Genomic DNA, 17,387 nt, shown 5'->3' on the forward strand with positions numbered 1-17,387 from the left:
TTCTCCGGGGCTTTGAAACTGTTAATTTGTATTTTGTCCGCCGCCGTTCAGACCTTCTTTAATCAGCCCGTTTACTTGGCTGTTCATCAAAAGTCCGATGTGTCCGACACCGTGAATCTGCACGTTTTTCCCGCCGATCAGTCGTGACAGCGGGTTCAGGACGATTAAGTCCGCTGAGCTGTAAATCGATGTATATAAAATCTTTTGGTTCGGATCAGTCCCCGGAAGCGCCCGGTTGGTCACAAGGCCGTTCGCTCCGCCGAGTGTGACGACGTTTGCGATTTTGTCTCCGCCGTCAAGATTTTTAATGTAATAGAGCGTGTTGGCGCCGCCCATGCTGTGCGCGACGATATCGACTTTTTTCGCACCTGTTTCGCTGAGCACTTTTTTCACGTAATTGGACAGTCTCGGCGCATTGTGTCTGTTGTTTCCGGTTTTGTCTAAGAAATCAATGGCGTACATCTCTTTTCTTAACCAGCCTTGGGATGCCAAGTATGTTTTGATTCCCGCGAAGTTAAAGGACGCCCCGCCGATTCCGTGGACCATGACAACAGGGTTATGCCCTGAGGAGGCTTTCGATACGGTCGGCTGAAAGGCAAATACGGAAATGACGGACAGCATACAAACTGTAAGGATGACTAGAATTTTGTTTTTTATTTGTTTCATGAACTTTCCTCCTGCTATGTAATATTTTTGCAGTTTTCATTCTATTAGAGGAGAAAAGGAAAAAATAGTGTATTTTTTACTGTTTTAAACAATTTAAAAAGAGCGGAAAAATGAGAAAGACGCCCCTTTCCCGAAAGCACGCTTATGCTTTAATACGGCATACCGAAAAAGGAGAGAACACCCGGTTCTCTTCTCCTAGTACTCATTGAAATAGGTTTGAATCCGCTTAGGGTCATGCGTTTTTGTCAGCGCAAGCATCAGAAGAATCCGCGCTTTTTGAGGGTTGAGAGAGTTAGAAGCTGTCAAATGGTCTTTTTCATAATCTCGATTAGGTGTTACCGTTCCGTTTCCCGTCCTTGTGGAGTGGACGGCCTCATTGACCCGGCGACAACAACGGGCTTGTCACTTTTGACCGTCAGATTGAGAAAGTAGGCGGTTTCCTCAAGTGTGTCTGTTCCATGTGTAATGACAATGCCGTCTGTATCATCAGACTTGAGCAGCTTGTTTACCCGTTTTGCAAGTTTCAGCAGTGTCTCGTTATTCATATTCTGGCTGCCGATATTCACAACCTGTTCTCCGCTCACATGCGCGACCTCTTTTATCTCCGGAACGGCCTGAATCAGGGCATCAACTCCGATTGCCCCCGCCGTGTACTCCGTAGCTGACGTCTTTGAAGGAGCAGCGCCTGCAATTGTGCCGCCGGCGGCAAGAATTTTAACATTCGGAAGTCCGTCTTTTTTCGCTGAGGCTGCGGCTGCCATCCGGGGCGGTGTTTCTTTCGCTTGAGGAGATTGGGAGCAGCCGGCCGCGATGAAGAGCAGAGCCGTGATAAATGTAATGAAGGGCATGAATTGTTTTTTCATTCTTTTCTCTCCTTTTCTTTATTTATGAAGATTTTCCTCTCACCGGTCAACGCGCTTGTCAGGCAACCTCCCGAAGAAAATAACCGTTAAAAAACCTTGACACCGTCATGTGAAATCAAGATAATAGACCAGTCACTATATTTTAAATTTGTCAAAAATCAGTAAGGTGGGAACATTATGAGCTATGGAGATTCTCGTGAAAAAATCCTCGCCGCGGCAACCAGGCTGTTTCAGCTTCAGGGGTATTACGGCACGGGGCTGAATCAGATTATTAAAGAAAGCGGTGCGCCGAAAGGTTCTCTTTACTATCATTTTCCGGACGGCAAAGAGCAGCTCGCCATTGAGGCTGTCAATGAAATGAGCCATTATATCCGTATGAAAATAAAAGAAAGCCTTGATGCCCATCCTGATCCTGCGGAAAGCATTCAAGCGTTTTTACAGGACTTATCAAGCCAATTCACATGTCCGGAAAACTTTGAAGGGTTTCCTGTCGGTTTACTGGCTGCCGAGACTGCTTTAAAGAGCGAAAAGCTCCAGCAGGCCTGTCAAAGCGCTTATCAGGAATGGGAGAATCTGTTCGCGGGCAAATTGAGATCAGCCGGTTTTTCTGATGAGAAAGCGGCGGAAATCAGCACTGTTTTAAATGCCATGATAGAAGGCGGCATCATTGTGTCCTTAGCCAAAAAAGACAAAATGCCGATCCTCCATATTTCTAAACAAATCCCGAACCTGCTGAAGACATAAAATACGAGAGACATGTACGTATAGAAAGAGAGGAGAATGATTTTGGAAAACGCTCAGCCTTCCAAACAATATAAAGTCATGCCGATCATGATTTCTTTACTGACGGCAGGGTTTATCGGCATGTTCAGTGAAACGGCGCTGAATATCGCCCTGACTGACCTGATGAAGGAGTTACATATCACTCCTGCGACCGTCCAGTGGCTGACGACGGGCTATCTGCTCGTTCTCGGTATTCTTGTCCCGGTATCGGGTCTGCTTTTGCAATGGTTTACGACGAGACAGCTGTTTATCGTTTCACTCGCTTTTTCCATTATCGGCACGCTGATTGCAGCGCTTGCACCGAGCTTTCCGTTTCTTTTGGCGGCAAGAATCGTGCAGGCTTTAGGAACCGGGCTGCTGCTGCCGCTGATGTTTAATACGATCCTCGTCATCTTCCCGCCGCATAAGCGCGGAGCGGCGATGGGGACGATCGGGCTTGTCATCATGTTCGCTCCTGCGATCGGTCCGACATTTTCAGGGCTTGTGTTAGAGCATTTGAACTGGCATTGGATTTTCTGGATTTCCCTGCCGTTTCTTGTGTTGGCTCTTTTATTCGGCATCGCCTACATGCAGAACGTGTCTGACATTACAAAACCGAAAATTGACGTGCTTTCCATTATTCTGTCTACAATCGGGTTTGGCGGCATCGTATTCGGATTCAGCAATGCGGGCGAAGGATCAGACGGCTGGTCAAGCCCGACGGTTATCGGTTCGCTCACTGTCGGTGCGATCGCGCTCATCTTATTTTCCATCAGGCAGCTGACAATGAAGCAGCCGATGATGAATCTGCGCGCTTTCCGCTATCCGATGTTTGTTCTCGGTGTCGTGATTGTGTTTATCTGTATGATGGTTATCTTATCGACAATGCTCCTATTGCCTATGTATTTACAAAGCGGACTGATGCTGACGGCGTTTACGTCCGGGCTCATCCTGCTGCCGGGCGGTATTTTAAACGGCTTTATGTCTCCGGTGACGGGGCGCCTGTTTGATAAATACGGACCGAAGTGGCTTGTCATTCCCGGGTTTGTCATCACGGCCGCCGCACTTTGGTTTTTCTCAAACATTACCAGCACTTCAACGGCCATTCTCATCGTCGTGCTCCACACATGCTTGATGATCGGCATTTCCATGATCATGATGCCGGCGCAAACGAACGGCTTAAACCAGCTGCCGCCGGAATTTTATCCGGACGGAACGGCCATTATGAATACGCTCCAGCAGATGGCCGGCGCAATCGGCACTGCGGTGGCGGTCAGCATCATGGCAGCCGGGCAGAAGAATTATATGAGCACCGTGAAAAACCCGAATGATCCTTCCGCATACTCTCACGCGCTGATTGCGGGCGTCCAGCACGCCTTTATCTTCGCGATGATTGTCGCTGTTATCGGCTTGATCAGCGCCTTGTTTATGAAACGGGTCAAAGTGAATCACTCATAAGAAAACAGCAGGCTCCCCGTGAGTCTGCTGTTTTTTTATATACCGCGCGCTTCAGCCAGTTCATCAATCGCATACATCAGATCATCGGCCGTGTTATAGAAATGAGGCGCCAGCCGGATGATTTGTCCGCTGGGTGCGCATACGATGTTTTTCCGCCTCAACAGCGCAGCCGTTTCCGCCGCTTTTTCATCCCGTATGGAGATCATGCCGGGTCTGTCATCGGCAGACGGCGGCCCTGTGAGGTGCAACCCTTTTTCAAAAGCGTATTCATACGCAAATGCGCTGAGTTTTTTTACTTCCCGGTGAATGCGGTCTGTGCCGGCATCGTTTACTAGAGATAAAGCCGCCTGTGCCGCATATATGCTGATAAATGCCGGGGTTCCGGTCTCAAAGCGTTTGGCTCCGTCCGCATAAGAAAAACGGGTTAAATCCAGCATCGACGCCCGCTGCTGCCCGAACCACCCGGTGACTTTCGGCTTCAGCCGTTCGGCAAGTTCCTTTCTGACATAAAGAAACGCCGTTCCCGGTATGCCGAGCATATACTTTCTCGCACCCGCGGCCAGCATATCAACTCCCCATTCTTTTACATCAATCGGGATGTGCCCCGCTGATTGATAAGCATCGACAAAAAGAAGCGATCCCTTCTTTGCGGATATCTCGGCAATGCGCTTCATATCCTGGACAAAACCGGACGTATATGACACATGGGGCACACAGGTGAAAAGCGTCTGTTCCGATATGTACGTCTCATACCGCTCTAACGGGATCATTCCATCTTCAGACGGCACGACTGAAAGCTCCATCTCAGTCTGTGCCTTCAAAATGTGGGCGATCGCCGGAAAATCCAATTCCGTATACACCGCCTGTTTCTTTCGGCAATCCGGTAAAGCGGAAACGACGGCAGAGACAGCAGCCGTTACTGAAGGTAAAACGGCGATTTCTTCAGGATGGGCGCCGATCAATTTCGCAAATTCACACCTTGCCTGCTCCGTTCGTCCAATGGCTTCTTCCCAGTTTCCGCCATGCTGAAGCAGGCTTTCCTGATAGTCATTGATCGCTTTTGAAACCGGCAGGGCAAGAGCGCTTTGAGAGCAGCTGGCGAGCATCGTATGTGTGCGGAGCGCCGGAAATAAAGATCGGTATTGCACCAGAGGCGAATTCAAGACGTGTTTCCCCCTTCGGCAGGAATATATGTCCATTATAGAGTATGGTAAAAAGAAAAGGAGGGTTTTATATGGAGAAAAAAGTATTGCTGACAGGCTTTGACCCCTTCGGCGGGGAAACGGTCAATCCTTCATGGGAAGCGGTCAAACGGCTGAATGGTGCCGCTGAGGGCCCTGCCTCTATCGTATCTGAACAAGTGCCGACCGTTTTTTATAAGTCTCTTGCCGTACTGCGCGAGGCGATCAAAAAGCATCAGCCTGACATTATCATCTGTGTCGGACAGGCAGGCGGCAGAATGCAGATCACGCCGGAACGGGTCGCGATCAATCTCAATGAGGCGCGCATACCGGATAACGAAGGAAACCAGCCTGTCGGGGAAAACATTTCTCAAGGCGGTCCCGCGGCCTATTGGACCGGCCTTCCGATCAAACGGATCGTTGAGGAAATCAAAAAGGAAGGCATTCCCGCGGCTGTATCCTACACGGCGGGGACGTTTGTATGCAATCATCTCTTTTACGGGCTGATGGATGAAATCAGCCGCCATCATCCGCACATCCGCGGCGGGTTTATACACATCCCGTACATTCCGGAGCAAACCTTGCAAAAGTCTGCGCCGAGCCTCAGCCTGGATCTCGTGACAAAAGCGCTCAAAATCGCCGCGGTGACCGCCGCGGCGCATGAGGACGATATTGAGACCGGCGGAGGCGAACTTCACTAAGCTGCAGACGGCGCCTCGGCCCATTTCTTCCGGTAAACGATGCGGGACAGCGTCACACTGATTTCATAGAGGACGAGCAGCGGAATCATGACGAGAAAGTCAGACATAAAATCCGGAGGCGTAATCAGCACCGAGACGACGATCAGCACAAAATACGAAAGCTTCCGCGCCTTTGCCAGCCGGGTTGGATTCACGATTCCGAGCCGTGTCAGAAACATGACGGCCAGAGGCATTTCAAACAAAAATCCGAACGGCAATGTAAGATTCAGCATAAAGGTAAAATACTTGTCCGCCGTAAATACCATGTCAAAATGGCCGGCGGATAATTGTGTTAAAAATCCGAGCACAATCGGAAACAGCACAAAATACCCGAAGGAAATTCCGATAATAAACAAAACCGAAAGCCCCGGAATGTAAAGCAAAGCGGCGCGGCGTTCAAACGGGGTCAAAGCCGGCGCCGTAAAACGCCAGAGCTGAAAAGCGGCAACCGGAATCGTTGCCGTAAGGGCGCATATTCCCGCAATCATCATATATACCCATAAAATCTCGCTCGGCCCTAAAACGGCCAGCCTGCCATCCAAATCCTTGATCAGCCAGTCATAAATATCCTGCACAAACCAGCAGGCGCCGATAAAAAACACGAGAAAGGCGATAACGGTTTTAATGAGACGCTGCCGGATCTCCTCTAAATGCCCGATCAAGTGGGTTTCTTTTTTATCCAATCGTACATCCTCCTTATAGAGAAAGAGGCAGAAGCGGATTCGTCTGCCCCCATGTCAGGATTCAGCCTGCCGTTTTGTCTTTCTCAGCCGTCTGCTTGTCCGGCTCTTCATTTGAGACCAGTGTTTTTGCGGCGCTTTTAAATTCAAGCAGCGTGCGGCCGGCGGCACGGCCGATTTCCGGAAGCTTTGAAGGCCCGAAAATGATGAGAGCGATGACGAAAATCAGGATCAACCCGGGAATGCCGATATTTGAAAACATGAGTGTGCCTCCTTATTGTGAGATTTTGGCCCGTTTCTTTCTCATTTGCTTTTCATGCGCATTGTTATGGGCGAAGAAACGATCCTCTTCCACCTCGTTTGACTGCTTTAAACCGCCTGCAACCGCAGCTTGAGAGACCTTCCGAATCCCCGTCTGGTCTTTCTGATAAATGAATGAAGCCCGCGTGAATACCTCAGCCCCCGGCTCCGTCACGTACGGCACCACTCTGTAATCCGCTCTCCATTGGGCAGGGGTCACCGTACAGCGGACATAGCCGCGGTAATCGTTGAAAAACTTAATATGCGGGTTTTGTTTTAAGATCTGATCCGTATCGGCCCGTTTATCCGCCCCGTTTCCTCCAGATGTAATGGAGGTCCCGACGAATTCGGCTCCGAAAATCTTTGAATTCGTTTGATTAAAATCGGTATGCAGGTTTGACGCCCAGCTTGCGTGAACATCACCCGTCAGCACGATGACATTGTTCAGGTTTTTGCTTTTTATAAAATTGATGACCCGCTCCCGCTGAGCCGGGTAGCCGTCCCATGAATCCATGCTGTATATCGGATTGGCGGTTGTTCCGAAATTCCATTGCGCGAAAAAGATTTGCTGCGCCAGCACATTCCACTTCGCTTTTGAGGCGGCTAAATTTCCGAAGAGCCATTGCTCCTGTTCTGTCCCCATCAATGTACGCTTCGGATCTCTCCACTCATCAGAAGGCGGCTTATTCCCGTCGCCGTTGGCCTGATCATCTCTGTACTGTCTTGTATCAAGCACATTGAACGATGCTAAATTGCCATAAGAAAATTGCCTGTACAGCCGCATATCAGGACCGTTCGGCAATGACATGCGCCTGAGCGGCATGTGTTCATAATAAGCCTGATAAGCTGCGGCCCTCCTGAGCACAAACGCTTCAACGGATTGGCCTTTTTCAGGGATAATATTGGCATAATTGTTTTCCACCTCATGATCGTCCCACGTCACGACCCACGGAAATGCGGCGTGGGCGGCTTTCAGATTGGCATCAGAGCGGTATTGGGCATGACGGTTGCGGTAATCTGACAGTGTATACACTTCAGCGCTGCTGTGCGTCCTGACATTTCCCGTTTTTGACACATATTCGTTCGGTCCGTATTCATAAATGTAATCTCCGAGATGGAACACGAGATCAAGCTTTTCCTTCGCCATATGTTTATACGCCGTATAATAGCCGTGTTCATACTGCTGGCATGAGGCAAATGCAAACGTCATGGCGGATACGTCAGCACCGGGAGCGGGCAGCGTTTTCGTCCGGCCGACGGGACTGAGCTCATGCCCGCTTTTAAACCGGTAATAGTACACTTTATTGGGCTTGAGCCCGTCCGCCTCGACATGGACGGAGTGTCCGAGATTCGGCTTGGCCATTTCCGTTCCGCGTTTGACGATGTGACGAAAATGTTCATCAGCGGCGATTTCCCATTTTACCGGCACGGCCTGCTTCGGCATGCCGCCCCCATTCAGCGGGTCAGGGGCAAGACGCGTCCAGAGAATGACGCTGTCAGACAGCGGGTCGCCGGAAGCTACGCCGAGGGTGAACGGATAGTTTGAAAATTTCGGAGCGGCATTCACTTCAAACGCGCCGATGGATTGCGCGATCGCTAACCCGAGGGAAAGACCGGCGATTTTCCCGGCGCCCTGTATAAATGCGCGGCGGTCAAACGTATTGTTCTGAAAGCTTTTGTTCTCCAATTCCTTGATCCATTCATCTAAACGGCCGTCATGTGTCATGTCAGTTCCCCTTTCGTCTCATTGATCGCCCTTATTATAAAAAAGAAATGTTAAACCGCTATGAAGAAGTGTGAAGGGTTTGTAAGGCTGAAAAATGGACGGCGGGAGACATTTTTCACATTGTTTCGACAAACCTTGCCCCGCCGGGAGAAAACCCCCTCTGTTTCTTTTTGGCTTGTCATCCGTCAAGCGAACTTTTTTCCTATTTTTCTTCACAAGAAATTAAAAAAACACCGTTCATTCTCAGAACGGTGCGCCCGGGATTAAAATGTATTGTACACGTTTTCGCACGTTTCACCTGTCGGCTGATAGAAGCAGTGGGATTTGAATCTCGCGACAAACGGCTGATTATACCAAGTCGGCGGGCAGTTTCCCGGCGGCTTAAAATACCACAGACTGAACTTAGCCGGCCAAAACCGTTCTCCGTTAATCGTCCGGCGGGCAAGCCTCCGCTCGGATTCACGCGGTCTCTGGTAAAAGTATCCGTGAGTCACCGCTTCAAACGCGTGCGGCTGAAACACCATCTGCCTGATGGTGCGCAGGCCTTTAAAATCAGAACAATTCGCCCGCACCCGATTGATTCCCACATTGCCGACCAAAAGCATTCCCTGCTTCCCTTCGCCTTCCGCTTCCGCCCTGAGCAGCCTTGCCATTAGATCCAGATCGGCGCTCGACGCTTTTACGACTGCCATCATGACACCTCCCGTATTTTCTCCCTTCATCATATTCAGCCGCGGCCCAGTGATGACAGACAAAAGCCAGAAAACAAATGTTCACGAAAAAAGGGTTTATATTTCACGTTATGAGGAAACATACTAACATGATTTCCATAAGGAGGAATTCGCATGGAACACATTAAAGCGCTTGCCATCAAAGGCATTATGACCATCATTATTCTGTATCTGATACTCGGCTTAGGTTTTCGCTTTACATTCGGCGACGTGCTGCTGATGACCATTGTGCTGGGAGCCGTTTCTTACTTTACGGGCGACCTGTACGTGCTGCCGAGATGGAATAACATCACGGCGGCGTCCGCTGATTTTGGAATCGCGTTTCTTGTTGTCTGGCTGATGGGAATGCCGCTGTCCATGGGCATTTCCGGAGGAAGACTGGCGTTTGCCGCTCTTATTTCCGCCGTCATCATCGCCGTCGGAGAATATTTTTTCCATATCTATCTGATGAGAAAAGACTTGGGCGGGTCCCGTTTTTTAGAACCCCGATCCGAATAACGTAAAAAAGGCCGGATAAAAGCCCCTTTAAAGGGGGCTTTTTATTTGTAAAGTATAAACGCTTTATACATCTTGATATAACTGATAAACCCTTTTCAGCCTTTCTTCGAGCTGTTCAAAATGAACAAAGCGGGCTTCTCTCAGAAACTCAGTCCCATCAATGAACAAAAGAAGCACGGGAACAGTGAAGACTGAAAATCTGCCGGCAACCTCTTCTACCTCGTCAGCATTGATATGCCCCAATTTGATATTCGGAAACTGATCCAATACTTTTCTGAGCTGCGGCAGAACAGCGTGACATACTGTACAGGCGGGTCTTGAAATGTAGATAAAACTGAATTGATGCTGTTTAATAAAATTCTCGATAGAATCTAATGAATGTAATTCTGCCATCTCTTTCAACAAAACCCTCCTCCAATCGGCTCGTCTTTCATGACCAAGCTCATCAATACGCGTACATTCACTATACACATTTATATTGAACATATCCGCTTTTTTGCTATTCAGAGCACCTGAACGTTGTGCTTGAAAATAAAAGAACAGTTACCGCTTTTCAGTAACTGTTCTTAGATACTTATATTAAAAATGCAAAGCGTACGCCCCTGAACCGATGAGTGCAACTCCGATGGAGACTGCAATCAGCACCAAGTTATATTCAAAACCGCCGGCACCGTTGGCAAATCCTTTCGCTCCATGGACTTTTACGATGGCACCTAACATAATAATCGTTATAATAGCAGCTCCGAGCGGGAGGAAAACACCTAAAATAAATAGAATTCCGCTTGCGAGTTCCCCGAGACCTGATAAAGCGGCCGCGGCATTACCTGGTTTAACTCCAATTGACTCGAACCATTGTCCGGTTCCTTTAATTCCGTATCCGCCAAACCAGCCGAATAATTTTTGTGATCCATAAAACAGAAACACCACACCAATCATGATTCGAATAAGTAATAGTCCTGCATCTTCCATTTTTATCTCTCCTTATTTTTCATATTATATGATGTCTGCAAGGCAGCTGTTTACCAACAGTCGCTTCCAGCAAACATCTGTTAAATGTATGTCTTGTTATTTTTCTTCATGCTTCACGTTCATCTATCAATCAATCTAATTCTCTCACTTCAAACGGCAGCAGCCCTTGTTCAATTTGTGCCCGGTGCGGTTCATACTGCTCAGGGAGCATCAGTTTTCCGCCCATTTTTTCTTGTGACTCATCATGGGCAAAGCCCGGCGGATCAGTTGCAATCTCAAATAAGATTTCCCCATGTTCTCTGAAGTAAACCGCATTAAAATAGTTTCTATCCTGAACAGGAGTCACACCATATCCGTGCGCAGCAATGAACCTTTGCCAATCTAATTGATCTTCGTCATCCTGAGCCCGCCAAGCGATGTGATGGACCGTGCCGATACCCATTTGCCCGCGGCCGATAGGCGTTAACTTAAGGTCAATCACATTTCCGATATCACCGGCAGAACGATAACGAACGAAGTCTCCTTCTTTACCGACTCGCTCAAGCCCCATGATATTTTCCAGCAATTCACCTGTTTTTTCAGGCTGTGCTGATAACAGGGTTGCACCGCCAAAGCCTTTAATGGCAACATCCGGGGTTACATCTCCGAAAGTCCACGTATTGGCCTCCACTGCTTCTCTTTCCACGATTTCTAAATGCAGGCCATGCGGGTCATCAAATTCTATATATTGTTCTCCAAAACGCTCGATTTTTGTGTATGGAATGTTGAACTTTTCAAGTCTCTTTTCCCAAAACGCCATGGCACCCTTCGGCACGGCGTAAGATGTCACGCCAACCTGTCCGTCTCCAATGATGCCTTGGCGGGCGCCCGCCCACGGAAAGAATGTGATGATTGTTCCCGGCTTCCCGCCTTCATCCCCAAAATAAAGGTGATACGTACCCGGATCATCAAAATTGACCGTTTGCTTAACCAATCGCAGCCCCAGCACTCCAGCGTAGAAATCAGCATTCTCTTGAGGGTGACCGACAATTGCCGTAATATGATGGATGCCCATCGTTTTTTTCGCCATTTTTATTTGCTCCTTTACAAATAGTTAAATATACTCCACAAACTCATTCACAGGCTTTCGGTAGCCGCGCGGCCTTCTGCTTTCTATTTTTTCTTTCCCGATTGTAATCATCATGACGACCTCAAATTGATCATCTATCTTCAAAATCTGTTTCACGGCTTCAGCATCAAACCCTATCATCGGACAGGTGTCCCAGCCTTTTTCCTTAGCACTCAGCATAAACATCATCGCAGAAAGTGAAGCATTTCTTATCGCCTCATCTCTCTTAAATGGTTCTCCCCTGTTTTCATAAAACGAAACGGTGTCTTGAACCATGTGATCATACTCTTGTTTATTTAATACCCCCAGCATCTTCAATCCTTCATAGATGTCAGCCGCTTGCTGATATGCCTGCTTATCCCCTAAAACCAAAAGAACAGCTGATGAGCTAAACACTTTATATTGTCCGTTTGCGGCCTGTTTCAGCTTTTCTTTTACATCCGGGTCAAGAACCGTCACATATTTTGTGTGCTGCAAATTAAAAGCTGATGGAGCCAACGCAACCAATTCAAACATTTCATTGAGCTCATCTCTTGTGATTGGATGTTCTGGAAGAAAGTTGCTTGCAGATCTTCTTTCATTCACTAGCTGTACAAATTCAGCCATTTCCCTCGCACCCCTTTTATCTCGAATTCGAGATATTATAGTATAAAAAATCAAATAACGTATGATTAAAAAACGAAACGTTCTCTTCACTGATCTTTTCGTGATTCAAACGATCGGCAGGTTCTTATACTGCACTCTAATTAAATTATCTTGAATTAAAAAATCTTGAATTCGAGATAATAATAAAAGATAAACACTCAAATGTCAACAGTTCTTTTTTTAATTCAGCGCCATTTTGTCTGTGTACTGTTTAGCCCTGCTCCAACTTTTTTTCTGTCACCTTATTTATTAGGAAACAGGAAACAACCTTGCTATAGACCCACTCGAAACTGAATTGGTACGATAAGCAAAGTGATTACACAAGAAAGGATACGGAGAGCGAATCAAAAGCGCCTCTATTTTTTTGTGCAGTTTTATAGGAGGAAAAAATGACAAGTGAAAGAGAACAAATAAGCAAAAAAGTTGCTTTGATTGCATTGATAGCCAATCTGATCTTAATGGCAGGAAAGATCTTTTTTGGACTGATAGGCGATAGTGAAGCAGTTTTTGCCGACGGTATACATTCTGCAGCGGATGTCGCGGCTTCAATTGCTGTCCTGGCCGTCATCGGCATTTCTAATAAGCCGCCCGATCAAGACCATCCTTTCGGGCATGGCAAAGCTGAGGTCATCAGCGAAGCGATTGTAGGAATCATATTAGTGCTCGTTTCCGTGTATATTCTGATAGAAGCGATTTCGTCCTTTGTTGAAGGTCCAAGCATCCCGCAATACAGCGCATTGTTTGCGGCTCTGATATCCTACGCGGCTAAGCAGATCTTATATCGTTATTCGATCAAACAAGGGGAAAAATGGAACAGTAAAGCGATTATAGCGATTGCATACGATCATAAAGGCGATATCGTTGCCTCTCTTGCCGCTTTTATCGGCGTCCTATTGGCGATTATCGGGAACACACGCGGATGGTCCTATCTGTTGTACGCTGATGCAATTGCCAGTGTCATCGTGGCGTACCTCATTTTTAAGATTTCAATGGAATTAATCAGGCCGTCTGTTGACGTTCTCATGGAAAAAAGTGTTGATCCCGAACTGATAGAGGAATATAAAGCCGTTATTTTGCACTGCCCTCAAGTCAAACGGCTCGATAAAATCCGAGCAAGAGAACACGGCCACTATAAATTGCTTGATGTCCGGTTATCTTTGGATCATGATTTGACGATTAAGCAGGGACACGATATTGCCCGCGAAATCCGAAATGAAATCCAAAGACACTTTTCAGATGTTGAAGAAGTGCTCATCCATGTGAATCCTTATTTTGAAGAATGAAAAAGCAGCTTGTAGAGAAAATGATGTTTTTCTACAAGCTTTTTTGTTTTGTGCTGTTTCTTTACATATTCATTTGATTTCAGTTGCAGAAAAAGCACTCCCGCATGCCTAGCCTTGCTTGGCTGGGTATGTGGCAATCTTCAACATCATTTTGAATAAGATCAGCGGATCAAGTGAGGGATGGCCTTTATTTTCGCTGCAGTAAGGTGTGACCTTTTCAACGATGAAAGAGAAGTCTATGTATTTATCAATTTTTCGAAGAAGGTGATCCTCTTCGACGAGTTGGTCAAACAGAACGAATTCGGCTGTGTTTCGAGAAAAATTTCTTGTGTGGAACATGAGAAAGAAACCGTTTTTTTCAGTCTTTCTTTTATTTTATGAAAAGGGAAAAATAAAGGCTGTCGAGATTTTCTCGACAGCCTGAAGGCCGGATAACGGCCTTTTTCGTTTGATTTCACTGATCAATATGCTTTCTGATAAAATGCAGCAGCGTGTTTCCTTGAGCGGTCAATATGACGCCCTTCGCGCCGCACTTCGGACAGGGCGTCCCTTCTTTCTCCTCGCCGGTTCCTTCACAATGCGGACACGTGAGCTCAAGATCGTCGGTTGCGATCACCATGAATATCCCTCCTTTTTGATTGTCTGTCCGTCTCCAGTCACTTTCCATGGCCATCACCTCCTTAACAATACAAAAAACCCCGTCCATCAAAGGACGAGGTTTTCGCGGTGCCACCTTTATTAACGGCTGAAGAGCCATTCTCTCAAAAAGTACAGAAACACACGGTTTCAATACTCCTTTCTTGATAACGGGGAAAGAATCCCGGCACCGCCTACTGTCATTTCAGCGCAGCAATTCAGAAGCCCATTCGGCACCGGACGGGGATCGGTTCACAGCGGCCACCGACTCTCTGAACCCCGCGCGCTGATGCGTACTTACTCTTCCTCAGCATTGTTAATCCGTTCTTTTATTTTAAAATGTATCATACGCTGTCATCCGGCGGAAGTCAATAACCTTTCGGATCGGACAGGCCGAGCATGTCCCGCGCCATTTGCATATGCTCCTCTTGCCCCGTCTGAAGCGCGAACTTCGCCGTTTTGTTTCTTTTTCTCCTAATATCACTTGATAAAGGACAAAATCCTTGGCCGGATCAGCAACCTTTGCCTCCGTCCAATCGAGGAGACCCGTCACACGCTGATTTTCGCCGATCAAAATATGCGGAGGATGCAAGTCGCCATGGATCAGCACGGAAAAATCAGGCCAGTACGAGCTGTCATTTATCCACGTTTGCCATCTTTTCCAAAGCCAGCTTACCGGCTGCCTCCGCTGACAAATTTTGATCCTTCGCGTAAATCTTTCGCCTCCAAAAAGAAGACGTGAATGAATTTTTTCATATTCACTTTAACCGGAGAAAGCGGCACGGTTTCCTTAGCCTGCATTTCTTTCATTCTCTTGCTGACAGCAGGGAAATCAAAGAATTTCGAGGCGTAATATTCAAATTTGGGGTTTGAAAAATCAGTTGTGCCCAATGAAGCGAAATGGTTTAACGAATGAATGACGGCCCTTCTGATCCGCTGTTCCGAGGCTTTGATTTCTCTGTTAACCTCGGCTTGTGCCGCCGCAGGCCCCAGCTTCCGGATGGCGACGTTTGTAAACATCTGCTTTAAAGACGGGATGTTTCTTTCCGCCTGTTCATCCTCAAATAAATAGTGAAGGACGGCCATGAGGTCATGCGCCCCGCTTTCTCCCACGATGCCTAATTCCGATAAAAGAAATTTTCCTGTTTCTTTGATTGATTTCTCGTGCATCCCCCCAGGCCCGCTTTTTTTCGGCTCATTCCGCTGAATAAGACGGCTTAACGAGTGTTGGATGTCGCCGATCGAGGTTTCCAGTTCAATCCGCTCTTTTACTTTTCGCAAAACGGTGACGATCTCGATTTTGTTGATCGGTTTGTGGATAAAGTATTCGATGCCGAGAGAATAAGCTTCTCCCACCATTTCCTTAGCCTCCACCTGCGATATCATCACCGCTTTTCCGTTGTACGACCCTTGAAGATGCCGGATCGTCTCAATCCCGTCCCGCCCCGGCATCAGCAGATCAATTAATAAAATATCGACTTGTTTAAAATGGAGATAATGCCCTTCAATCTGGCTTCCGTCCTCTGCCTCACCGACGACTTCGCCTAAGTCCTCGTCCTCGATCATCTGTTTTAAAATGGAACGGATCGCCCGGTCATCATCAGCTATAAAAAACCGCATATTATGAGTTCATCCTTTCTGCAATCAAATGCTTCACCGGCAGCTTAATCGTAAATATGACGCCTTTTGGCTTGTTATGAAAGGAAATGTCTCCGTCAAGTTCAGTTACGATTTCCTTCACGTAAGTAAGCCCGATGCCCGTTGAAGGTGTGCCGAATTCATCGTATTTGGATGTAAACCCGGGATCATAAACGACCTCTCCAATTTTTTCCGGAATGCCGGGACCGTCATCTTCCGCCTGAAATTCGGCCATCTCCCCCTCAGCCCTGCGCAGTGCGAGGCGGATCTCACCCCTGTCTCCCATGGCTTCGACGGCATTGGCGGTCAGATTATTTAAGATCGACAGGACGGTAAAGACGTGATAATCGGGATGTTCTCCTTCAATCACGCTCCGGAATTGAATGTCCTTGCCTAAAGATTCGGCGTATTTTTCATTGATTCGGATGACGATGCCGACCAGAGCGGCGGCATTCATGTAATCCCGGAATCTCTCATTGGAAATCAGCTTCGACAGGCCGGCGAATATTCGCTGATTGTCTTTTTTCACTTCATGAATTTCTCCCGCAAGGCGCAGCATTCGGCTCCCGAGCTCCCGGTCGTTCCCGCTCATTTCCCGATACAGCTGATAGGATTCTTTCGTCACATGCTCTGTCGTTTTCAGCGTTTTTTTCAAATGAATCGTTTCTTCATATAAGTTAGACACAATCATCAGCATATGCTCATGCTGCTTTCTCGTTTGTTTTTCCCTGACCTGAGATTCGTGCAGCTTCATCACGTTGAAAAAACTCAGCACAATAAATGTGTGAGAAACAGCGATAACCGCAATATCCGCCAGCTTGTCCGGCATCATAATCTGCCGGCCGCCGGAAAACTGAACCGTCATTTCAACGGCATCGGACGCAATTTCAATGAGAAAACCGAGAAAACCGATCATCAGCGGCCGATCCCAAAAAAGCCTGACCTTCAGCACATAAAACAAGCAGGCATATGTAAAGTAAAAAAAGAAACTGGGATATTGGCTGAAAAAAGCCTCCGTAAAGCCGGCATGCTCTCCTCCCCAACACGCCAGGCCGATCCGGAATGCCACAACGGCTGCACCTGTCAACAGCCCTGACAATACTGCCGGCACATGCCGAAGCAGCAGCAGAAAAAAGAAAAAAGCCGGGGCGCCGAAGCTGATCCGATATACCTCATTCAGGGGGTAAAATTTCAGTTCCCCCGCCAGCGGCACGGTGATCAGCATAAGGGCGAAAAGATAGCCGTCTTTTTTCAGTAAATAGTCGAGCCTGATCATAATCACTTCCTTCTTCTGTCTATTTTGAACAAGACCGATACAGTCCGCAAATTTCTTTAGACCCGAATGGCGGGACACTCCGGCTGATTTATAAATCTATCGGCTTATTTTAAGAATGATTTTGTCGTATTTTGTATGATTCTGTAGATGTCATTATACATTAACATGGAACACGCTATTTTTGAAAACGTTTTCCAAGACCGGGTTCCGCTTCGGACAGGCTTGCA

At 47.4% G+C, this 17,387-nt stretch carries 18 protein-coding genes, 3 pseudogenes and 1 other annotated feature; of the genes and pseudogenes, 5 read left to right on the top strand and 16 right to left on the bottom strand.

Features of this window, described 5'->3' with window-relative positions; all coding sequences use genetic code 11:
- Positions 1 to 21 precede the first annotated feature (21 nt).
- Together estA and BXO87_RS17640 are read right to left on the bottom strand one after the other, a co-directional pair.
- On the bottom strand, positions 22 to 666 hold the full coding sequence (gene estA, locus BXO87_RS17635) for a lipase EstA (RefSeq protein ID WP_038456877.1): 645 nt from the start codon (positions 664 to 666) through the stop codon (positions 22 to 24).
- Between the two features lie 195 nt (positions 667 to 861).
- Positions 862 to 1,529: pseudogene (locus tag BXO87_RS17640) on the bottom strand (asparaginase domain-containing protein).
- A gap of 177 nt (positions 1,530 to 1,706) precedes the next feature.
- Here BXO87_RS17640 and lmrA point away from each other — a divergent pair.
- Positions 1,707 to 2,273 (top strand): transcriptional regulator LmrA, encoded by a 567-nt coding sequence (gene lmrA, locus BXO87_RS17645; RefSeq protein WP_007409030.1) that lies wholly within the window; start codon positions 1,707 to 1,709, stop codon positions 2,271 to 2,273.
- 36 nt (positions 2,274 to 2,309) lie between these two features.
- Positions 2,310 to 3,749, top strand: coding sequence for a lincomycin efflux MFS transporter Lmr(B) (lmr(B), locus tag BXO87_RS17650; RefSeq protein ID WP_038456874.1), 1,440 nt, complete (start codon positions 2,310 to 2,312; stop codon positions 3,747 to 3,749).
- 35 nt (positions 3,750 to 3,784) lie between these two features.
- Here the strand turns inward: lmr(B) and BXO87_RS17655 are convergent, their stop codons facing one another.
- Entirely contained in the window at positions 3,785 to 4,912 is a 1,128-nt protein-coding gene (locus tag BXO87_RS17655) for an aminotransferase class V-fold PLP-dependent enzyme (RefSeq protein ID WP_007409028.1), read from the bottom strand.
- Between the two features lie 71 nt (positions 4,913 to 4,983).
- Between BXO87_RS17655 and pcp the strand changes: the two genes are divergently transcribed.
- Positions 4,984 to 5,631 (top strand): pyroglutamyl-peptidase I, encoded by a 648-nt coding sequence (pcp, locus tag BXO87_RS17660; protein ID WP_038456871.1) that lies wholly within the window; start codon positions 4,984 to 4,986, stop codon positions 5,629 to 5,631.
- Here the strand turns inward: pcp and tatC are convergent.
- The 4 genes from tatC to BXO87_RS17685 form a co-directional block, all read right to left on the bottom strand.
- Complete coding sequence (tatC, locus tag BXO87_RS17665; RefSeq protein WP_038456868.1) at positions 5,628 to 6,353, bottom strand: twin-arginine translocase subunit TatC; 726 nt, start codon at positions 6,351 to 6,353, stop codon at positions 5,628 to 5,630. The two genes, pcp and tatC, sit on opposite strands and share 4 nt — an antisense overlap.
- Positions 6,354 to 6,414: 61 nt before the next feature.
- A complete protein-coding gene (locus BXO87_RS17670) occupies positions 6,415 to 6,612 on the bottom strand; it encodes a twin-arginine translocase TatA/TatE family subunit (protein ID WP_003156681.1) in 198 nt (65 codons plus the stop codon).
- 12 nt (positions 6,613 to 6,624) lie between these two features.
- Positions 6,625 to 8,376, bottom strand: coding sequence for an alkaline phosphatase D family protein (locus BXO87_RS17675; protein ID WP_007409025.1), 1,752 nt, complete (start codon positions 8,374 to 8,376; stop codon positions 6,625 to 6,627).
- 263 nt (positions 8,377 to 8,639) lie between these two features.
- Positions 8,640 to 9,068: a cell wall hydrolase gene (locus BXO87_RS17685; RefSeq protein WP_007409023.1), complete on the bottom strand. Its 429-nt coding sequence runs from the start codon at positions 9,066 to 9,068 to the stop codon at positions 8,640 to 8,642.
- Between the two features lie 153 nt (positions 9,069 to 9,221).
- On the opposite strand from BXO87_RS17685, the gene BXO87_RS17695 reads away from it, so the two are divergent.
- Complete coding sequence (locus BXO87_RS17695) at positions 9,222 to 9,605, top strand: DUF2512 family protein (RefSeq protein WP_003156684.1); 384 nt, start codon at positions 9,222 to 9,224, stop codon at positions 9,603 to 9,605.
- Positions 9,606 to 9,668: 63 nt separating this feature from the next.
- On the opposite strand, the gene BXO87_RS17700 is transcribed toward BXO87_RS17695, so the two are convergent.
- The 4 genes from BXO87_RS17700 to BXO87_RS17715 form a co-directional block, all read right to left on the bottom strand.
- Complete coding sequence (locus BXO87_RS17700; RefSeq protein ID WP_007409022.1) at positions 9,669 to 10,007, bottom strand: thioredoxin family protein; 339 nt, start codon at positions 10,005 to 10,007, stop codon at positions 9,669 to 9,671.
- A gap of 177 nt (positions 10,008 to 10,184) precedes the next feature.
- Positions 10,185 to 10,574, bottom strand: coding sequence for a DoxX family protein (locus BXO87_RS17705; RefSeq protein ID WP_007609195.1), 390 nt, complete (start codon positions 10,572 to 10,574; stop codon positions 10,185 to 10,187).
- Between the two features lie 130 nt (positions 10,575 to 10,704).
- Positions 10,705 to 11,643: a ring-cleaving dioxygenase gene (locus BXO87_RS17710; protein ID WP_038456865.1), complete on the bottom strand. Its 939-nt coding sequence runs from the start codon at positions 11,641 to 11,643 to the stop codon at positions 10,705 to 10,707.
- A 24-nt stretch (positions 11,644 to 11,667) separates the two neighbouring features.
- A complete protein-coding gene (locus tag BXO87_RS17715; RefSeq protein WP_007409019.1) occupies positions 11,668 to 12,288 on the bottom strand; it encodes a nitroreductase family protein in 621 nt (206 codons plus the stop codon).
- 428 nt (positions 12,289 to 12,716) lie between these two features.
- Here BXO87_RS17715 and BXO87_RS17720 point away from each other — a divergent pair, with 428 nt between their 5' ends.
- On the top strand, positions 12,717 to 13,610 hold the full coding sequence (locus BXO87_RS17720; protein WP_007409018.1) for a cation diffusion facilitator family transporter: 894 nt from the start codon (positions 12,717 to 12,719) through the stop codon (positions 13,608 to 13,610).
- 144 nt (positions 13,611 to 13,754) lie between these two features.
- Here the strand turns inward: BXO87_RS17720 and BXO87_RS21095 are convergent.
- From BXO87_RS21095 to glnK, 5 genes and pseudogenes are all read right to left on the bottom strand, one after another.
- Positions 13,755 to 13,949, bottom strand: a pseudogene (locus tag BXO87_RS21095) (transposase); the annotation flags it as partial.
- A 115-nt stretch (positions 13,950 to 14,064) separates the two neighbouring features.
- Positions 14,065 to 14,229, bottom strand: coding sequence for a tryptophan RNA-binding attenuator protein inhibitory protein (locus BXO87_RS17730; RefSeq protein ID WP_007409016.1), 165 nt, complete (start codon positions 14,227 to 14,229; stop codon positions 14,065 to 14,067).
- Between the two features lie 86 nt (positions 14,230 to 14,315).
- Positions 14,316 to 14,566, bottom strand: a binding site (T-box leader).
- A gap of 48 nt (positions 14,567 to 14,614) precedes the next feature.
- Positions 14,615 to 14,913: pseudogene (locus BXO87_RS17735) on the bottom strand (phosphotransferase); the annotation flags it as partial.
- Positions 14,914 to 14,918: 5 nt separating this feature from the next.
- Positions 14,919 to 15,866: a glutamine utilization two-component system response regulator GlnL gene (glnL, locus tag BXO87_RS17740; RefSeq protein ID WP_007409014.1), complete on the bottom strand. Its 948-nt coding sequence runs from the start codon at positions 15,864 to 15,866 to the stop codon at positions 14,919 to 14,921.
- Position 15,867: 1 nt separating this feature from the next.
- The gene (gene glnK, locus BXO87_RS17745) at positions 15,868 to 17,160 is read right to left on the bottom strand and encodes a two-component system sensor histidine kinase GlnK (protein WP_038456858.1); all 1,293 of its coding nucleotides are present in this window, start codon (positions 17,158 to 17,160) and stop codon (positions 15,868 to 15,870) included.
- Positions 17,161 to 17,387 lie beyond the last annotated feature (227 nt).

Source organism: Bacillus sp. GZB, from assembly GCF_001975995.1.
In the GTDB taxonomy this organism is placed as follows: Bacteria; Bacillota; Bacilli; order Bacillales; family Bacillaceae; genus Bacillus; species Bacillus velezensis.

Excerpts from the sequence above, each read along its gene's own strand:
- estA (WP_038456877.1), bottom strand. The coding sequence starts at position 666 with ATGAAACAAATAAAAAACAAAATTCTAGTCATCCTTACAGTTTGTATG.
- lmrA (WP_007409030.1), top strand. The coding sequence starts at position 1,707 with ATGAGCTATGGAGATTCTCGTGAAAAAATCCTCGCCGCGGCAACCAGG.
- pcp (WP_038456871.1), top strand. The coding sequence starts at position 4,984 with ATGGAGAAAAAAGTATTGCTGACAGGCTTTGACCCCTTCGGCGGGGAA.
- BXO87_RS17670 (WP_003156681.1), bottom strand. The coding sequence starts at position 6,612 with ATGTTTTCAAATATCGGCATTCCCGGGTTGATCCTGATTTTCGTCATC.
- BXO87_RS17675 (WP_007409025.1), bottom strand. The coding sequence starts at position 8,376 with ATGACACATGACGGCCGTTTAGATGAATGGATCAAGGAATTGGAGAAC.
- BXO87_RS17685 (WP_007409023.1), bottom strand. The coding sequence starts at position 9,068 with ATGGCAGTCGTAAAAGCGTCGAGCGCCGATCTGGATCTAATGGCAAGG.
- BXO87_RS17695 (WP_003156684.1), top strand. The coding sequence starts at position 9,222 with ATGGAACACATTAAAGCGCTTGCCATCAAAGGCATTATGACCATCATT.
- BXO87_RS17705 (WP_007609195.1), bottom strand. The coding sequence starts at position 10,574 with ATGGAAGATGCAGGACTATTACTTATTCGAATCATGATTGGTGTGGTG.
- BXO87_RS17710 (WP_038456865.1), bottom strand. The coding sequence starts at position 11,643 with ATGGCGAAAAAAACGATGGGCATCCATCATATTACGGCAATTGTCGGT.
- BXO87_RS17715 (WP_007409019.1), bottom strand. The coding sequence starts at position 12,288 with ATGGCTGAATTTGTACAGCTAGTGAATGAAAGAAGATCTGCAAGCAAC.
- BXO87_RS17720 (WP_007409018.1), top strand. The coding sequence starts at position 12,717 with ATGACAAGTGAAAGAGAACAAATAAGCAAAAAAGTTGCTTTGATTGCA.
- BXO87_RS17730 (WP_007409016.1), bottom strand. The coding sequence starts at position 14,229 with ATGGTGATCGCAACCGACGATCTTGAGCTCACGTGTCCGCATTGTGAA.
- glnL (WP_007409014.1), bottom strand. The coding sequence starts at position 15,866 with ATGCGGTTTTTTATAGCTGATGATGACCGGGCGATCCGTTCCATTTTA.
- glnK (WP_038456858.1), bottom strand. The coding sequence starts at position 17,160 with ATGATCAGGCTCGACTATTTACTGAAAAAAGACGGCTATCTTTTCGCC.